We start from the raw sequence: 15,675 nt of genomic DNA, 5'->3' as shown, positions 1-15,675 counted from the left end.
GGTACCCGCCGGGCTCCTGTTGCGTTGCCGGATCGATGAACGCGTTGTACCCCGGGTGGGGGCCGAGGTCAGATCGCCTGGGCGAGCTCAGCAAACGCCGTCGACACTCGCGTTGCCGGCGGGGCATCGACGGCGAGTTCGTAGTGGCCACGTCGTAGGTTCTCCATGAAGGCGTGTCCAGCGATGATCACCTGCGTTGTCGTGTCGGTTCGTAGTCCGCGCATCGGTCTCAACCGGTGTTTGAGCTGGCTGTGGTCGGCCTCGATCGGATTGTTCGCGTACTGCTCAACGTGGTGCCACGCCTGCGGGATGAGCTCGTCGAGCACTGTGGGGTAGACGGGCGCGGCGTCGGTGACGACCTCGCTCGGTGTCACCTTCAATGTCGACAGCGCCCGGCGGAAGAACCGGCGTGCCGCGTCGGCGTCGCGGCGGGCCGAGATGAGCGCGTCGATGACCTGCCCGTGCTGGTCGACCGCTCGGTACAAGTAACGCCACACACCGTTGATCTTGACGTAGGTTTCGTCGACGAACCACCGGTCACCTGGGGAGTGCCGGCAGAAGCGGGCGGCGTCGGCCAGCAGTGGAGTGAACCGCTGCACCCACCGGTAGACCGTGACGTGGTCGACCTCGACTCCGCGTTCAACCAGCAACTCTTCAACATCGCGGTAGGAGAGGTTGAACCGTAGATACTAGCGGACGGCGACGACGATCACCTCGGACGGGAAACGGAAACCGGCGAACGCCGACGTCGGTGGCAGCCACGGTCGCGGACGGGTCGACAGCTTCACCAGTCAAGCTTGCCTTGGCCTTGCCAACGCTCAATGCAACAGAGCCCGAACAGACAAGACAGCACAGGTGATCATCGCCGGCCACGCGTTCATGCAGAACCTGCGCCGGACACTACGAACTCGCCGTTGACGCCCCGCCGGCAACACGGGTGCCTGCGGCGTTCGCCGCCCTCGCTCTGGCAATCTGACCTCGGACCGACACGGGTTCAACGCGTCCGTCGATCCCACAACGCAACGGCACCGCAAGGACCGTTGGGCTGCCGACCTACTCCCTCGGGTTGTCGAGGTCGTACCGTGTGCCCTGAGATTCCAATCGGGCCCGCACCTCGGCAGCATGCTGCTCGGCGACGTGCATGTCGGCGCCGGCCGCCTTCAGTAGCTCGAGGGTCGGGCTGCTGATCCCGATCGGGTCGGCCATCGCCACGCCCGCTTGGATGCCCAGCAGCGTCGAATCCGTGGTTACGTTACACAGAAGCTCCGACCCGCCCTACTATCGGACGTTAGTAGGCGGGGAAGGTGGGTATCCGCTCGAGACCAGCAGTGCTCAGCGAGACGAGAGCGAGGACTTCGTGGGCATCGTTGCGGACATGCTGAACACCTACCCCGCCGATCTCGGCCAGCTCGACCTCGCCGCCATGGTGAGGTGCGTGCATCGAGTGCGCCCAGGCCTGCACGGCATACGCTGACGCCTGCCTCAGCGAGGAATCCGTCGCGCGACTGGTCAAGTGGGTCTGCACCAACCTCGACTGCGCCGACATCTGCGAGACGACCGGACGGCTACTGTCCCCGTCGCACCGGCTACGACGCCAACGTCACCCGCGCGGTCCTGCAAGCCTGACTGCCTGCCAGACCTGCGCCGATGAGTGCGCCCGTCACGCACAGATGCACGAGCAGCGCCGGGTATGCGCCGAGATCTGCCGGCGACGCGCCCAGGCATGCCAGGACCTTCTGTCCGCAATGGGCTAGCGCCAACCTCGAAGACCTCCGCGTACCACGCCGCTGCCCAGCAGGGGCGGCAGCTGATCCAGTGGGCTTCGCGAACGGCTACCAGTCCCTGCCCGCACTTGCACATTGGCTGTGGTCGGCCCGCAGCATCCACTGGCGTCGTCGAACCCCGCCCGGTCGCTACCGGCAGCCACATCCCGAATGAGCAGAGCCGAAAGGGCGTCGCCTGTCGCCGCCACGCGAGGCGACACAGTTACAGCTGCCGACCCAGCCCCGGCAGCCCAGCGACTGGCCGATGAGCTCTAGCGGCAACCCAACACAGCTCTCTCACCGGAGAACGCTGTACCGTTCGCCGCCCACGCCACCACCGCTCACCGCTGCAATCTTGCCTTGCCCGTAGCCTGTGAGCCCTCGCGGCTTGACCACGGACAAGACCAAAGCCGTGAGCAGAAGCACTACGGCGGCCCCGCCGTGCACGACCGGAGACAGCCCGCGCAAGCGATGCAGGTCATCGGCGGAAGTGGCGCCACGGGCAGCACTTGCCAGGTAGGCCAGGGTTTGCATGTAGAGCAGCAGCACACCCACAGCAATGAGGTTCATCGCTAGCTTCGCGATCAGCCAGTAATGCCGGAACAACCCCCACCGTGTACCCAGCGACTGGATCAGACCGGTCAGCAGGGACGCGAGACTCAATGGCAGAAGGGCGTGTAAATATGGGCGAACGTCGAGTCGCTTGGGTGTTGCTTCGGCGCTCCGTGAGTAGCGGCGCAGTGTGGCCACCGAGGGCACCCAACGCATCGATCGCCGCACCGCCGCGTTACAGACCGTCGCGCGACCGGATAGATGCGCACGCGTGCGGCCCGCCCTGGGGGACGCCAGCACTTGATTGAGCCACCTCCGGCCCGAAACGCCTGCAGTCGCTCCGCCCCGCCCAGAGAATCTGACGCTTCTCATATCCGCTGCAGGGGCTAGCGGTAGCTGAGGAGATTTGCCAAGGTGACATCCACTAGCGTGATCGCGCCCTCCGGCGCGATACACCCGACGTCAGGGGGCTCCGTGCGTAGACCTTCCCGAATCCGAACACTCGCCATTGCAGGCGCGGTGACGCTCGCTGTGATGTCATCCCCGGCTTACGCACACGAGCCATGGGACGACGGATCCATCCCGCCGCCACCGCCGAGCAGCCCAGCCGACGGCTACACCCAGAACATGCACCTGCTCTCCACAGACGAGCACACCGGCGGCACCAACTCAGACCTTGCGTTCTCCGGCAACCTCGTCTTCGCCGGCCACTACGGCGGCTTCCGCATCATCGACATTTCAGAGCCGGGCGCGCCGGAGGAGCTGGCCGACGTGCACTGCAACGGACCTCAGGGCGACGTCTCCATCTGGGGTGACCTGCTGTTCCTGTCGGTGGACACCCCGCAGAGCACACCGGGCTGCGAGGGTTCCACCAATGTCACCGCCTCCACCCCTGGCGCCTGGGAAGGAGTCCGCGTATTCGACGTCAGCGACCCGAGCGCGCCGAAGTTCCTCCAGGCAATCAGGACCGACTGCGGCTCCCACACCAACACCCTCGTCCCCCGAGAGGATGGCGGCACCTACATCTACGTCGCGTCGTATCCGCTGAGCGCCAGCAACATCGGCCCGAACTGCACCGCGCCGTTCGAGCGGATCTCAGTGATCGACGTACCAGGCGACGACGCAGCGGCCGGCCTCGCGGCGAAGGTCGTCGCGGAGCCCACCGTCAAGGGGACCGACCTCTTCGCCGGCGCATCCGGGGACTTCTTCGCCTGCCACGACATCCAGGTGCTGACCCCGCGCAAGCTCGCCGCGGCCGCCTGCCTGTCGCAGGGGCAGCTCTGGGACATCAGCAACCCGCTCGCACCCCGGATCACCGCTGACATTGACACCTCGGACGTCGACATCTGGCACAGCGCAGCATTCACTCACGACGGCCGGTACGTGACATTCGGCGACGAGTACTTCGGACCGGCGCAGGAGCCGTTCGGCGCGATCTGGACGTACGCGGTGGACAACCCCACCACGCCACTGAGTCACCTGCGCATCCCGCGCGACGAGCCAAGCACCTACCACAACTTCAACTACGTACCCGTGGCTGGCCGCAACATCCTCGTCTCCTCCGCATACGGGTCGGGGACATCCGTGGTCGACCTGACCGACCCCAACAACCCGAAGGAGATCGGCTACTACGACATGCGCTCCAACCAGTGGTCAACCTACTGGTACAACGGCCTGATCATCGCCAACGACATCTCCCGCGGCCTAGACGTCCTCCGGTTCAGCAGCCGGGAGACGGCCGGCGCCCGCCGCCTGCCGATGCTCAACCCGCAGACACAGACCTTCCTGCTGCGCTAAGGCACCCGTAGAAGGCGGGCGGGCAGCACCCTACCCGCCCGCCTTCGCACCGTGATGATGCGTAACTCCGGCCGTCGCGGTCGTCCTCGAACAGGGATCGGTGTTGCCGCGATGGCGGGCGCCCGACCGCCTACGGTCGCCGACGCACCGGATCGTCCTGTCTGCCCTCTACGCTGGCGGGGTCTTCAATGATGCCGGTCAGCGGGTCCGCTTCGTCGCCCGCTTGCGGGGCGGCGTCAACAGGTCGGCTATCGCCGCGATCGCGGACGGCACCAGGCGGTAGTACGCCCAGACGCCACGCTTCTCGCGCTCGAGTAGCCCGGCCTCGGTGAGGATCCGCAAATGGTGACTCACGGTCGGCTGGGAGAGATCGAACCGCTCGGTGAGGTCACTGACGGACGCCTCGCCCTCCGGAGCGGACTGGATCAGACTGAGCAGTCGCAGCCGGGCGGGGTCGGCGAATGCCTTCAGCACTCCCGCGAGCCGCTCGGCATCGGCACGCTTGATCGGCTCGCCAGCAAGCGGCGAGATGACAGGCATGGCAGTTTTCGCAGGTACCACGCCCTCCATCGTTACACCAACACCATTGGTAGTCCGGTGGAACCGGGACCAGTACGCCGATGGCGACCGCCAGGGCACCTTCGTGTACTACTCGGCCGCCGGCGAGCATGTCCGACGACTGCTTCGGCAGGCCCTGTTCCACGCAGACCACATCGACCGCAACCTGTCCGATGCACCGCCGTCGGGCCGTTGAGCTAGCAACAGCGCCCTCGACGTCCGCCGCACCTGGCCGCTTACGAGCTCGAACGCCGCTACGCGTGATGGGGGAAGCCGTCGCCTTGTCCGTTGTCCCCGTGGGCGAGGATCAGTTTGAAGGCTGGCGGCGCTGGTGGGACAGGTCTGGGTGGTGATGCGCGCCGGGATGGCAGCCGGGATCGGTGTGGACGGTGGCGCTGGTCAGTCGGGGTACGGCGTGGGTGAGTTGGTGTTCGGCGTCGGCGGCGATCTCGTGGGCGGCCACGAGGGTGAGGTGGGTGTCGACGACCAGCTCGGCTTCGGCATGCAGCCGGTGGCCGATCCAGCGGAGTCGAACCGCGGCGACGTCGCGGACGCCGGCGATCGCGCGGAGAGTGGTTTCGGCCTGGTCGACAATGGCGGGGTCGACGGCGTCCATGAGCCGGCGGTAGACCTCGCGGGCGGCGTCCTTGAGGACGAAGATGATGGCGACGGCGATGGCCAGGCCGACGATCGGGTCGGCCCAGCGCCAGCCGAGTGCGGCGCCGCCGGCGGCGGCGAGGACGGCGAGGGAGGTGTAGCCGTCGGTACGGGCGTGTAGGCCGTCGGCGACCAGGGCGGCGGAGCCGATATGCCGGCCGACCCGGATGCGGTAGCGGGCGACCAGCTCGTTGCCGAGGAAGCCGACGAGGCCGGCGGCGGCCACCCAGGGCAGGTGGGTCACCTCGGCCGGGTGTAGCAGCCGGGTCACGGCCGTCCACGCGGCGGCGACGGCGGAGGCGGCGATGACGGCGACGATGACGATGCCGGCCAGGTCCTCGGCCCGGCCGTAGCCGTAGGTGTAGGAGCGGGTGGCGGCACGCCGGCCGAGCAGAAAGGCGATGCCGAGCGGGATGGCGGTCAGGGCGTCGGCGACGTTGTGCAGGGTGTCCCCGAGCAGAGCCACCGAGCCGGACAGCACGACGATGACCGCCTGCGCGACAGCCGTGACGCCGAGACCGACCAGGGAGATCCACAGGGCGCGCAGTCCATCGCGGGAGGACTCCAACGCGGGGTCGACCTTCGCCCGAGAGTCGTGCGAGTGCGGGACGACCGCGTGACTCAGCCGATGCCACCAGCCAGCGAGCCGGCCGCCCTCGTGGTGACCGTGGTCGTGCGGGTGGTCGTGGATGTGCTCCTGCTGGTTCACCGCTGCTCCAGTCGTGCTGGCATGACGGGTCGGTACCCCTAACGGCGGCGATAATATGTGCTCGTGTACGCACGCGACAACGTTGCAAATGCCGGAGACCTGCAACAACGCCTGCCTGCCGACAGCCACGTCGAGGCAGCTACGGACATGTTGCGGATGCTGGCCGACGGCACCCGGCTGCGGTTGATGTGGCTGCTCGTCGACGGCGAGCACGACGTGACCGCGCTGGTGGCGGCGCTGGACGTGGCGCGACCGGCGGTGTCACAGCACCTCGGGAAACTACGGTTGGCCGGACTGGTGACCGTGCGGCGAGAGGGCCGGCGGGCTCTCTACACCGCCCGTGGGGGGCACGTGCGCCGGCTCGTGACGGAGGTGATGCAGGCCGCGTCGCACCGGGTGCGGGGCATCCCGGAGCACGACTGAGCCGGGAGGCTAGTCGACGGGCTTGGAGCGAGGGTCGGCGAACCACTCGCGGGCGAACTGGCGCAGCGCGTCAGCGTTGACGGCCTGGCAGGCGACCGTGCGGGAGGCGTGCACCGCCTTGACGGCCTCTGCCTGGCCACGTGCAGGGCCGCCGACGACCGCCCGCACCTGGGCGAGCGGGCCGCCCCGAAGACCAAGCGCTCCTACGTGCCGGCGCGTGGACGGCCCGAGGACTGCGGGTACCGGCCCGCATTGCCCTGGTGGCCGACGTGGTGTCCGCCTCCGCGTACGGGCGCGCTTACGGCTTCGAGCGGCTTCCGAATCAGGCCTCTGCGCGACGGCGCACTCCTGCAACGCTGCCTTTGCCAAAAAACGCGTCCGCGCAGGTCAGGCGCCATGTCGGTACTCGTGGAGGATGCCGCCGAGGCGATCGCGTGGTTCATGACGATCGCGCCGATCGCGCCGGCGGCCTCGGCGTTGGCCACGACGCCGCCGCGCCCGGCCGGGCCGCGTTCAACGTCGTCGGGTCGACGTCCAGGATCAGCGCGGCGGTGCGGTGCTCGGCCGCCTCGGGGCAGCACAGGTACGCCGTGCCGGTGGGCACCACCGTGCACCTTTGTCGGGGTGCTTGACGAGCAGGTAGCCGAGATCGGTGGCCGGGCGATGCTTGGTGGTCACAGTGAGCAGCACCGCGGCATCCTGTCAGCCGGACTGTGCGTCACGCGTGCCTGTTTCCGCCGGCGGATCAGCCTGGCCGTGCCAGGGTGCGTCGCGTACGGGTGGGCGCCGGGTACGGGTGGGCGTCGGCTACGACGCCCGCAGGCCGCTCACGGCGAGGGTCGCGGCGTGCTCGACGACGTTGATGCCGCTGCTCTCGCTCGTGTTCCCGTTCGTGAGCACCACGACCAGCCAGTCGTGGCCGGGCTCCACGATCCGGCCGACGCTGTTGTTGATCCACAGCCCGTTGTCGGTGGCGTCGTCCAGCCAGCCGTTCTTCACGTACACGTCGGTGGCCTGCGCCGACGCCGCGGCCGGCACGCCCCAGTCCTGATCGTTCTCGACCTGGCTCATCAGGTTCAGCGCATAGCCGCGGCTGGTCGCGTTGAGGGGGCTGCTGGCGCTGGTCAGATCCTGCAGGAGGCGAAGCTGGTCGTTCGCTGTGGTGGTCGTGTGACCCCAGGAGTTGCCGATGCCGGGGGTGGTCTCGGTCAGGCCGAGCGTGCGGTTGGCGGCGGCCAGCCCGGAGGCGCCGCCCATTTCGTTCCAGAGGCTTGTCGCAGCGTTGTTGTCGCTCTTGGTGATCATGTCGTACGCCAGGCCTTGTTCGTTCAAGGTGAGACCCTGCGCCGCTTGGCGTTCGAGCAGCAGGGTGGCGAGGATGTCCACCTTGACGATGCTGGCCGTGTTGAATCCGGTGTCCGCATTCACCGTTACTTGCGCTCCGGTCGTCGTGTCCAGGACGGCTACCGCGCTCTGGTCGCCCTGACTCTTGAGGTAGGTCTGGACCGAGGCGGCGACCGCAGCGCTTGCGTCACCCGGGGCGGCGACCTCCGTGGGCTGCGGGCCGGCCGGCAGCATCGGATCTGCCGGCGCCGGGTCCGACGGCTGGTCCGACGGCTGGTCCGACGGCGAGTTCGTCAGCGACGGCTCGCTCCACGAGGCGGCTGTGGTGTGGCCGGCGCGGACAGCCAGGAACACGGAGAGGGCGCAGCAGAGGGCGACGGCCAGCGCCATCGTGAGATAGCGGGCGCGTCTCCGGCCACGCGGCGCGGCGTCGTCCATGCGGACAAATGTCCAGGGTCAAGCTTGTAGCAGCCTTGACGCCAGCTGTGATCACCGTGTGTGTGCCACCGCACACTCTATGAGTTGGGTGCGCTGCCGCCGGTGACGCTGCCGCCACACCCGCCCGCCGCACCGATCGTCGAGGCTATGGGGCTCGAATACTCGGTTGCAGGCCCTCCTGCAGTTCTTTGCGGACGAACTACCTTCGAGCCGCGCTGCTTGAGCGAGGGCTCAAAGTCTCTTGAGCGGTCGCTCAAGCAGCGCGGCTCGAAGATCTTGGGCCTATGAAGACCTGCAGGTCAGGGCCCATGGCTGAATATTCGAGCGCCACACGGTGTGCCGCGGCGGCGACTGCGGTAGCCGGATCAAGCACCTGGTCATCAATCATGTCGCGCAGCTGAACAGGGTGCGGGGGGAACTCGCCAGCATCGCCGTCGTGCGGGCCAGCAGCTGCCTTGACGTGTGCGCCCACTCCAACGTCATCGTGGTTACTGCCAGCGCCCGGGGGCGCGACGCCGGCGCCGACGCGGTGTGGCTGGGAGGGATGAACGACGACGAGGCGACGGGCGGCGTGGTGGGGGTGGGTGCTGTCCGGCGGCCCGGGCGTCACCGATCCACCGACCTGCCTGGACCCGCACACGTTCAGGCCACCGCGTCGCGCGCGGCAGTCCTTCGCACGCGGTTCCTGACCCGGCCGGCCCGGCGGCGTCATCACCGAATACGTCAGCTCGCCGCGCCAACTCGGCAGAACACCACCGACACCGAGCCCGCCTCAGTCCGCTGACGCCGCGACGCACCGAGGCCGCTGCCCAACGCAGCCCGCCCGGTGTGCCCCTGGGTTCGGCTGGCCACGACAGACCAGCCGAACCCAGGGGCACGACCGAACCGCCAACCGCCGCCCATTCGACGGCACATCCGGGACACCGCCCCTTCTCCCGCGATGGGCCCGAACCTGGCGGCAGCGCCAACAAAACGACCGACTGCCAGCGGCATGGACATGAAACGGCGGCGAAGCGGATTCCCTGTGGGCACCACCTGACGGAAGACGACGATGGCGACGACCACCCCGCAGTGCGCGACCAAGCGGACCAGCCGGCGGAACCAGGCTGGCTGCAGGCCAGTGAACGGGGAAGACCCACTCGGGGCGGACGGCGAGACCACCTGGGCCTGGCCATTGTCCACCATGGACGGTAGCCCGAGTTGCGAGACGTCCCTGAGGAGGCCCCCTCCGCACGGTGTGACGGTCCGACGTCCGAGGTGGTGAGGGTGTCACTGGGCAACCGGACGCTCAGACACCATCCCATGTCGTGCCGCCGGAGGCGGTGCGACCATTGCGGCGCGTCAGCGTCGACCCGGTCGACCGGATGACACCCCTGGCCGCAGTGCCAACCGCACGTCCTGTGGTGTACATGATGGTCGTGCGTCGGTGAGCGTGGCCGTTGCGGACGGGGTCGGGTATGGCCTTCGCCCCGACGAACCGAGGATCGCCACCGCGGGTGGGCGCGCCACCCGCAGTGGCGATGAGAACCGCGGCGAGCGTGTTCACGCGGGCAGCCAGTGTGGCTGCCCGATTATCGCCGAGCCTCAGAGTTGCTTCGCAGCGCGTTCGCCCAGTGTGTAGCACCGACCCCGGCCGGCTGCGGCCCGATGTTGTTCTCGGTGGTCGCGTCGGGATGCGGGGTCGGGCCTGCCGTCGTCAGGCCGAGCCCTTCGGCGCCGAGCGGGCGGTCCTGGGCCAAAGCGGCCGGCGAAGAAAAGCTCTCCGGAGCTTCCATTTCGGGTGCCTCGGCGGCTGGTCGTGGCCAGCGCCGCCAGCGCTGAACGCTGAGCACGGCGACCAGCATCGCGGCACCGATCAGCAGCGTCGTGCCGGTCCGTACCGGGGTGGCCAGGTCGGCGTGCTGGCCGGCCACGGTCACCTTGTGGCCGAGGAGGCGCAGCAGCCATGTCGGGCGCATCATCATGGCGAGATAAGTGCCCGCGTACACGACGCCGGTCAGCACGGCGCCGAGCGGGGAGAATCGCAGTGTGGCGATGAGCCCGAGCAGGATTCCAGCCGCTGCCAGTAGCAGCGCGTTCCGCATGAAGTCGCCTGTGTTCAAGGCGCCGCTGCTTTGCGCCGCGGTGAAGGCCTGGACCGAGCGGCCCTGTCCGATGGCGAGAAGGATCCAGGCCAACGGACCGATAACGATCGCGGCGATCATGGTTCCGATATGTCGCATCCGGGCACCGTACCGGTGGAACACAACGATGAAAACCCCCGGCACCGACCGTCGTTTTTCGGTCACGGTGGGGGCGCGGCAGGGGTCAGGCATGCCGCGATCCTGGCCACGCTCGATGCTGTTGACCCCGTCGGTGTGCCCGGCAACCCGTACGCCGCCCCTCTTGCGGCCTGCTGTCGGGATGAGTTCCCCCCGCTTTGCTGGAGCGGTGGTTACCTGCTGCCGGCTGGTGCAGGGGTGGCGATAGGTGGCTCGGCCTGGTCGTGCTGGCTGGTGTGCCAGGCGGTCTCGTATTCGTCGGGGCTGAGGTAGCCGAGTTCTTTCTGGATGCGGTGGGTGTTGTACCAGCCGTCGATGTACGCGAAGATCGCGTTCTCGGCCTCGTCGCGGGTTCGCCAGCTCGTGCGGTAGACGAGTTCGATCTTCAGCGTGGACCAGAAGTTCTCCATCAGGGCGTTGTCGTACGAGTCACCGACGGAGCCCATGGACGGCAGGATTCCGTTGTCCTGCAGCCGTTGCGTGAACCGGAAAGACGTATAGTTCGATCCCCTGTCGCTGTGATGGATCAACTGGCCGTCTCGGACATCGCGTGACCAGATCCCGTATTCGAGGGCGGCGAGGATCAGGTCGGTGTCGCAGCGGTCGGAGGTCTTCCAGCCGACGATCCGGCGGGAGAAGACATCGCGGACCGCCGCCAGCCAGAACACGCCCTCACCGCACGGGATGCGGGTGGCGTCGGCGACCCACAGCCGGTTCGGCCCGGCGGCGGTGAACTGCCGGTTGACCAGATCTGGCGCCGGCGTCGCCCGAGGGTCCTGCCGGGTAGAGCCGCCGCGCCAGCCGCGACGCAGGAACGCGCCCTGCCAGCCCTGGTCGGCCATCAGCCGCTCGACCCGCTTGCGGCCCACCCGGATGCCGTCACGGCGGAGCTGCCGGTGCACTCGGTCCGCGCCGTAGGTGTGCCCGGACGCGCTCCAGATCTCGTGGATGTTGGAGATCAGGCCCAGGTCGACCATGTCGCGGTCGCAGGGTTGTTCGGCCTGCTTGACCCACGCGTAGTAGGTGGAGGCGCCGACGTTGAGAACCCGTAACAGGAGCGCGACCGCGAACTGGTCACGGTGTTCATAAATGAACGTCATGACCGTCGCCGGGTCGGGTCGAGCTCCGCCGCGAAATACGCGCTCGCCGCTTTCAGGATCTCGTTCGCCCGTCGCAGCTCGGCGACTTCCTTGCGCAGCCGGCGGTTCTCCTCGGCCATCTCGCTGGTGGGCCGGTCGTGACGCTCGTCAGCGTCGGCCTCGGCCTGCCGGATCCAGTTCCGCAAAGCCTCGTGATGCACGCCGAGCTGCTCGGCGAGACGCCGGATCACGGGCTTCGGGTCCGACTCGCGATACAAACGCACAGCACGCTGACGCAGCTCGTCGGGGTACTTCTTCGGTGCTGCCACAGAAACTTCCTCCCCACGGCCATCAGACCATGATCAAGAAGCTCCATGAAAGCGGGGGTGGCTCAGGAACTGGCGGGACGGCCGCTCGCGACCTTGCGCCAGGCAACGCTGAAGCCTGGCTTACCGCGGGGGAGTAGAAGCGGGGGAGTGCAACTTAACGGCACCGGGCCGCTTCTGATCTTGCCCCAATCAGCTCGCGGATGATGTGACGGCACTGTCATTCCGACCACAAGCAGCGCCGCGTCGGGCATGTGGTCGGCGTTAACGAACAGGGCGCCGGGTCGCAGGAGTCCGTGGATCTCTGCGTACAGGGCGAGAGGTGCTGGGGTCGAGCCGTGCAGGGCGGTAGCGGTGACGATCGGGTCCTAGTCGCGGTGGGGGAGATCCGCAACCCAGTCGCGGTGGCCGTCCATCCAGGGACGCCTCGAAGGTGGCCAGCAGGACGGGTCGAGGTCGAGGTCGAGGTCGACGTGTCAAGTCCTTGCTTCCGAGAAGATCTTGCCAGGATCCTGCGAGCAGGAACGCGGCTGACGCTGTATCTCACCCGACGATAAGTGGACCTGGCTGCATATGGTGTGTGCCGGCTCGGCTGGCGCAGTTGGGGGCGCTGTGCCCGCACCCCGGGTGGCGCCGGTGGCGCACCCAGCCGCCCCGACGGCCTGCTGGCGACCGGCGGGGTGGCATGAGGCACCGTCCGATCTGGTGACCCCAGTCACATCGGCCCGGACACGGTCAGCGAAACTCATTCCGGGCCACCGATACCGCCGATGAGGCACCGATCGCGACCGTCCGTCCGGTTGTCGACCGACAACGCCGTCGTAACCGCTCGTCCCATTGAGTGAAGTCAGCGCCAAACTGCGCGGAAATTAATTGCGCCGATCATGTTTACGCAGGTGTGAGTGGGTTGGCAGGGTGCGAATGGTTCAGTAGTGTCGGCGCGTCCGGTGCGGTTTCCGTCGCAAGAGGCGACGCCGCGCCGACCCGCTCAATCGTGATTTCACGAACCGGGGACCCATTGCACGTCCGGGGTGAATCCGCGAGCCACGGCCCGCGGTAGGGCGATCTTCCCGCCCGAATCCGTCAGCTAACCCGGTAGGCGGTGTCGGAAGGAGTTCCATCTCGTGCAGCACGATCCCACCCCTCGGTCGATCCCCCGACTTCACGGTGCCGCGATGCGGTCGCTCGTCCCCTCCGGGCCGACGAGCTGATCCCGGCATCCGACACGCCCGACTGACCGGGCGATCCCCTTCCGAGCGGCTTAGCACCGTCCGCGGACCTCGCGCGCCCCGGCGCGCCGTCCCGCGCTGACCAGGGTCCGCCGCTCTCCGCCCCCCGTACCGTGGAGGAACACGTGAAGCACCACCTCAAGCGGCAGCTGCGACGCCTCGCCACCGAACGCCCGTACCAGGTCGCCGCCGGCTCCGCCGCAGCGCTCGTGCTGGCGGCCACGACCGGTACCCTGCTCGTCAACGCCAATGACGCGCCCGTGCGCCAGGAGGCCACGACCGCCGTGGCCGAGCTGGCCCCGCAGCTGGGCGACGTCGCCACCGGCAACCAGGCCCGCATCGCGACATCCCCGTCGACCTCGGCCAGCGCCTCGCCGTCGGCCAGCGCCACGTCGACCAAGCAGAACCCGGACCTGACCCGCAAGGCCGCCCCGAAGCCGCCCTCGACGAAGGTCCTCGACTACACCTACGAGGCGCAGACCGCCTACTGGAACTGCGGCCCGGCCGCAGTGCGCAACGCGCTCAGCGCGAGCGGCGTCGAGACCACCCAGGACGCGATGGTCGCCCCGCTCGGCGCCACCGAGAACGGCACCAACTCCGCCGAGGACACCACCCGCGGGCTCAACCAGATGGTCAAGGGCAACCCGTACCGGACCCGGACGATCCCCGGCACGGCCTCCCCGGTGCAGATGGACCAGCTCCAGGCCGACGTGGTCAAGGCCATCACCGACGGACGGGCCATCGTCGCAAACACCGTCGGCGACGCCACGGACACCGACGGGGGCTGGCACTCCTTCCCCGGCGGCCACTACATCGCCGTGGTCGGCTACAAGAACGACGGGCGGACCGTGCGGATCGCCGACTCCGCGAACCCGGCGACCGCCTCCTACTGGATGACCACCATCGAACTGGCGAACTGGATGGCCACCCGCGGCTACTCTGCCTAATCCCGCGTCCGACCCTCGGGCACCGGCTCTCTACGAGGAGCCGGTGCCCGACGCATTTCGCCCGGTCCGCGCTCTCGCGAGCGGTGGCACTCCCCACCCAGCTGTTCACTTCGGTGAAGGCCAGGCTGTCCGGCACGCGCAGGTCGAGGGCCCGCTACGGCGCACGTTTCGCGAGCTGAGGCCGGCGGTGTGCGCCGTAGCGGGGGTTGTGCCGCGCGGCTTGTAGACGGCCAGGACGGTCGCGGCGAGCAGGACCAGCAGCCCACCCGTTAGCGGCGGCCGCCCGCCCGGGGGGTCAGGCGGTCAGGCTGTCCAGGGCGGCGCGGAGCCGCCGGGTCGCCTCGTCAGCCACCGGTCGCAGCTCGTCTCTCCCGGTCAGCTGCACCATCACCTGGGGGTCGAGGGCCTGCACCAGGGTGGCGTCGGGGCCGTCGGCGCGGACCACGACGTTGCACGGCAGCAGCAGCCCGATCTCCCGTTCCGCTTCGAGCGCCTGGTGTGCCAGAGGCGGGTTGCAGGCGCCGAGGATGACGTAGTCCTCCAGGTTGATGCCGAGCTTGTCGTGCAGTGCGTTGCTGGAGGTTCGTTTTTATAGCTCGCCTAAGGGACGTCTCGTAACCCCGGCGTCTGTCTGTAAAGGACGGTCGGTCAATATGCCTGGGTACAGGTGATCACCGCAGCCCGTCCGGCATGGATCTTCCCGTTCACCGGGTTGCAGCCCGACCAGTTCCGCAAGCTGGTCCGCTTAGTCGCCGAGCGTGGTGGTGACGCGATCACTGACGGCCGGCCGGGCCGGCAGTGGGCCCTGGACCTGCCCGACCGGGTGCTCCTGGACGCGGCGTACTGGCGCACCAACCTGACCATGCGCCAGATCGGCCCGCTGTTCGGGGTGTCGCACTCCGCCGCGCACCGGGTGATCGACACCCTCGTCCCGCTGCTTGCCCTGGCGCCGGTGCGTCGGCGGCCGGTCGACCAGATCGCCATCGTCGACGGCACCCTGATCCCGACCCGCGATCACCGCCTGGCCGCCCGGAGCAAGAACTACCGCTATTCGACGAATCTGCAGGTCGCCATCGATGCCAGTACCCGCCTGGTCATCGCCGTCGGCGACCCGCAGCCGGGCAACCGCAACGACACGATCGTCTACCGCACGAGCGGCATCGAGGAGCAGCTGGACGGGCGGCCGGTGATGGCCGACGGCGGCTACCGGGGCAACCGCGAGGTGATCATGCCGTACCGCAAGCCCTCCGACGGCAGCGACCTGCCGGACTGGAAGCAAGCCCTCAACGTCGAAAACCGCAGGGTTCGGGCAGGGGTCGAACACGCCCTAACCAGGATGAAGTGCTTCAATATTCTGCGCGACTATCGACGCGCCGCCCGGACATTGGCCGATACCGCTTCCGGCATCGCCAACCTCCACAACATCATCCTCGCTGGCTGACCCCCCGGTCCGGCACCGGGCACCACCTTCACCCAGTTACGAACCGGCCTGGGGCTCGAGCGTGAAGGGGTGGGCGGCCGGCCCAGGCGAAAAACGCCGCCATCGTTGCCCTACAAGACCAAGGCAGGCACAGAGGAGACAGCCGGCTTAT

16 protein-coding genes, 2 pseudogenes and 1 riboswitch are annotated in these 15,675 nt (G+C 68.3%); of the genes and pseudogenes, 5 read left to right on the top strand and 13 right to left on the bottom strand.

Features of this window, described 5'->3' with window-relative positions:
• Positions 1–68: 68 nt before the first annotated feature.
• The 3 genes and pseudogenes from OG470_RS33130 to OG470_RS33120 form a co-directional block, all read right to left on the bottom strand.
• A pseudogene (locus OG470_RS33130) lies at positions 69–758 on the bottom strand (IS6 family transposase).
• A gap of 236 nt (positions 759–994) precedes the next feature.
• Positions 995–1,251 (bottom strand): annotated as a pseudogene (locus OG470_RS33125) (hypothetical protein); the annotation flags it as partial.
• Between the two features lie 809 nt (positions 1,252–2,060).
• Entirely contained in the window at positions 2,061–2,513 is a 453-nt protein-coding gene (locus OG470_RS33120) for a hypothetical protein (RefSeq protein WP_328418593.1), read from the bottom strand.
• Positions 2,514–2,849: 336 nt separating this feature from the next.
• On the opposite strand from OG470_RS33120, the gene OG470_RS33115 reads away from it, so the two are divergent.
• Complete coding sequence (locus OG470_RS33115; RefSeq protein ID WP_328418592.1) at positions 2,850–4,112, top strand: LVIVD repeat-containing protein; 1,263 nt, start codon at positions 2,850–2,852, stop codon at positions 4,110–4,112.
• 198 nt (positions 4,113–4,310) lie between these two features.
• On the opposite strand, the gene OG470_RS33110 is transcribed toward OG470_RS33115, so the two are convergent.
• Positions 4,311–4,652 (bottom strand): ArsR/SmtB family transcription factor, encoded by a 342-nt coding sequence (locus OG470_RS33110; RefSeq protein ID WP_328418591.1) that lies wholly within the window; start codon positions 4,650–4,652, stop codon positions 4,311–4,313.
• Here OG470_RS33110 and OG470_RS33105 point away from each other — a divergent pair.
• Positions 4,651–4,866 (top strand): hypothetical protein, encoded by a 216-nt coding sequence (locus OG470_RS33105; RefSeq protein ID WP_328418590.1) that lies wholly within the window; start codon positions 4,651–4,653, stop codon positions 4,864–4,866. The two genes, OG470_RS33110 and OG470_RS33105, sit on opposite strands and share 2 nt — an antisense overlap.
• A 111-nt stretch (positions 4,867–4,977) precedes the next feature.
• On the opposite strand, the gene OG470_RS33100 is transcribed toward OG470_RS33105, so the two are convergent.
• Positions 4,978–6,036 (bottom strand): cation diffusion facilitator family transporter, encoded by a 1,059-nt coding sequence (locus tag OG470_RS33100; RefSeq protein WP_328418589.1) that lies wholly within the window; start codon positions 6,034–6,036, stop codon positions 4,978–4,980.
• Between the two features lie 63 nt (positions 6,037–6,099).
• Between OG470_RS33100 and OG470_RS33095 the strand changes: the two genes are divergently transcribed.
• Entirely contained in the window at positions 6,100–6,459 is a 360-nt protein-coding gene (locus tag OG470_RS33095; RefSeq protein WP_328418588.1) for an ArsR/SmtB family transcription factor, read from the top strand.
• A gap of 9 nt (positions 6,460–6,468) precedes the next feature.
• Here OG470_RS33095 and OG470_RS33090 read toward each other — a convergent pair whose 3' ends face one another.
• The 7 genes from OG470_RS33090 to OG470_RS33065 all read right to left on the bottom strand — a co-directional run bounded on the left by OG470_RS33090 (position 6,469) and on the right by OG470_RS33065 (position 11,910).
• Positions 6,469–6,627, bottom strand: coding sequence for a hypothetical protein (locus tag OG470_RS33090; protein ID WP_328418587.1), 159 nt, complete (start codon positions 6,625–6,627; stop codon positions 6,469–6,471).
• Positions 6,628–6,898: 271 nt separating this feature from the next.
• A complete protein-coding gene (locus OG470_RS37435; RefSeq protein WP_442931239.1) occupies positions 6,899–7,063 on the bottom strand; it encodes a hypothetical protein in 165 nt (54 codons plus the stop codon).
• Positions 7,000–7,137: a hypothetical protein gene (locus tag OG470_RS33085; RefSeq protein WP_442931227.1), complete on the bottom strand. Its 138-nt coding sequence runs from the start codon at positions 7,135–7,137 to the stop codon at positions 7,000–7,002. The genes OG470_RS37435 and OG470_RS33085 overlap by 64 nt, the downstream gene beginning before the upstream one ends.
• Positions 7,138–7,266: 129 nt before the next feature.
• Positions 7,267–8,241 carry a serine hydrolase gene (locus OG470_RS33080; RefSeq protein ID WP_328418586.1) on the bottom strand — a complete coding sequence of 325 codons (975 nt, stop codon included), beginning with the start codon at positions 8,239–8,241 and terminating at the stop codon, positions 7,267–7,269.
• Positions 8,242–9,812: 1,571 nt separating this feature from the next.
• Complete coding sequence (locus tag OG470_RS33075; protein WP_328418585.1) at positions 9,813–10,445, bottom strand: hypothetical protein; 633 nt, start codon at positions 10,443–10,445, stop codon at positions 9,813–9,815.
• 230 nt (positions 10,446–10,675) lie between these two features.
• A complete protein-coding gene (locus OG470_RS33070; RefSeq protein ID WP_328414876.1) occupies positions 10,676–11,602 on the bottom strand; it encodes an IS3 family transposase in 927 nt (308 codons plus the stop codon).
• The gene (locus tag OG470_RS33065) at positions 11,599–11,910 is read right to left on the bottom strand and encodes a transposase (protein WP_328414877.1); all 312 of its coding nucleotides are present in this window, start codon (positions 11,908–11,910) and stop codon (positions 11,599–11,601) included. Before OG470_RS33065 ends, OG470_RS33070 begins: the two co-directional genes overlap by 4 nt.
• A 972-nt stretch (positions 11,911–12,882) precedes the next feature.
• A riboswitch (cyclic di-AMP (ydaO/yuaA leader) is annotated at positions 12,883–13,024 on the top strand.
• Positions 13,025–13,249: 225 nt separating this feature from the next.
• Here OG470_RS33065 and OG470_RS33060 point away from each other — a divergent pair.
• Positions 13,250–14,083 carry a C39 family peptidase gene (locus OG470_RS33060; RefSeq protein ID WP_328418584.1) on the top strand — a complete coding sequence of 278 codons (834 nt, stop codon included), beginning with the start codon at positions 13,250–13,252 and terminating at the stop codon, positions 14,081–14,083.
• Positions 14,084–14,378: 295 nt separating this feature from the next.
• On the opposite strand, the gene OG470_RS33055 is transcribed toward OG470_RS33060, so the two are convergent.
• Positions 14,379–14,651 (bottom strand): DUF302 domain-containing protein, encoded by a 273-nt coding sequence (locus OG470_RS33055; RefSeq protein ID WP_328426723.1) that lies wholly within the window; start codon positions 14,649–14,651, stop codon positions 14,379–14,381.
• A gap of 99 nt (positions 14,652–14,750) precedes the next feature.
• Here OG470_RS33055 and OG470_RS33050 point away from each other — a divergent pair, with 99 nt between their 5' ends.
• Positions 14,751–15,524 carry a transposase family protein gene (locus OG470_RS33050; protein WP_328418583.1) on the top strand — a complete coding sequence of 258 codons (774 nt, stop codon included), beginning with the start codon at positions 14,751–14,753 and terminating at the stop codon, positions 15,522–15,524.
• Positions 15,525–15,675: the final 151 nt, after the last annotated feature.

The organism is Micromonospora sp. NBC_00389, assembly GCF_036059255.1.
GTDB lineage: Bacteria > Actinomycetota > Actinomycetes > Mycobacteriales > Micromonosporaceae > Micromonospora.
This window is presented reverse-complemented; position numbering and strand designations above follow the sequence as displayed.

What these genes read in the sequence shown, in the direction of transcription:
- OG470_RS33115 (WP_328418592.1), top strand. Translation starts at nt 2,850, where the DNA reads ATGTCATCCCCGGCTTACGCACACGAGCCATGGGACGACGGATCCATC.
- OG470_RS33105 (WP_328418590.1), top strand. Translation starts at nt 4,651, where the DNA reads ATGGCAGTTTTCGCAGGTACCACGCCCTCCATCGTTACACCAACACCA.
- OG470_RS33110 (WP_328418591.1), bottom strand. Translation starts at nt 4,652, where the DNA reads ATGCCTGTCATCTCGCCGCTTGCTGGCGAGCCGATCAAGCGTGCCGAT.
- OG470_RS33080 (WP_328418586.1), bottom strand. Translation starts at nt 8,241, where the DNA reads ATGGACGACGCCGCGCCGCGTGGCCGGAGACGCGCCCGCTATCTCACG.
- OG470_RS33075 (WP_328418585.1), bottom strand. Translation starts at nt 10,445, where the DNA reads ATGATCGCCGCGATCGTTATCGGTCCGTTGGCCTGGATCCTTCTCGCC.
- OG470_RS33070 (WP_328414876.1), bottom strand. Translation starts at nt 11,602, where the DNA reads ATGACGTTCATTTATGAACACCGTGACCAGTTCGCGGTCGCGCTCCTG.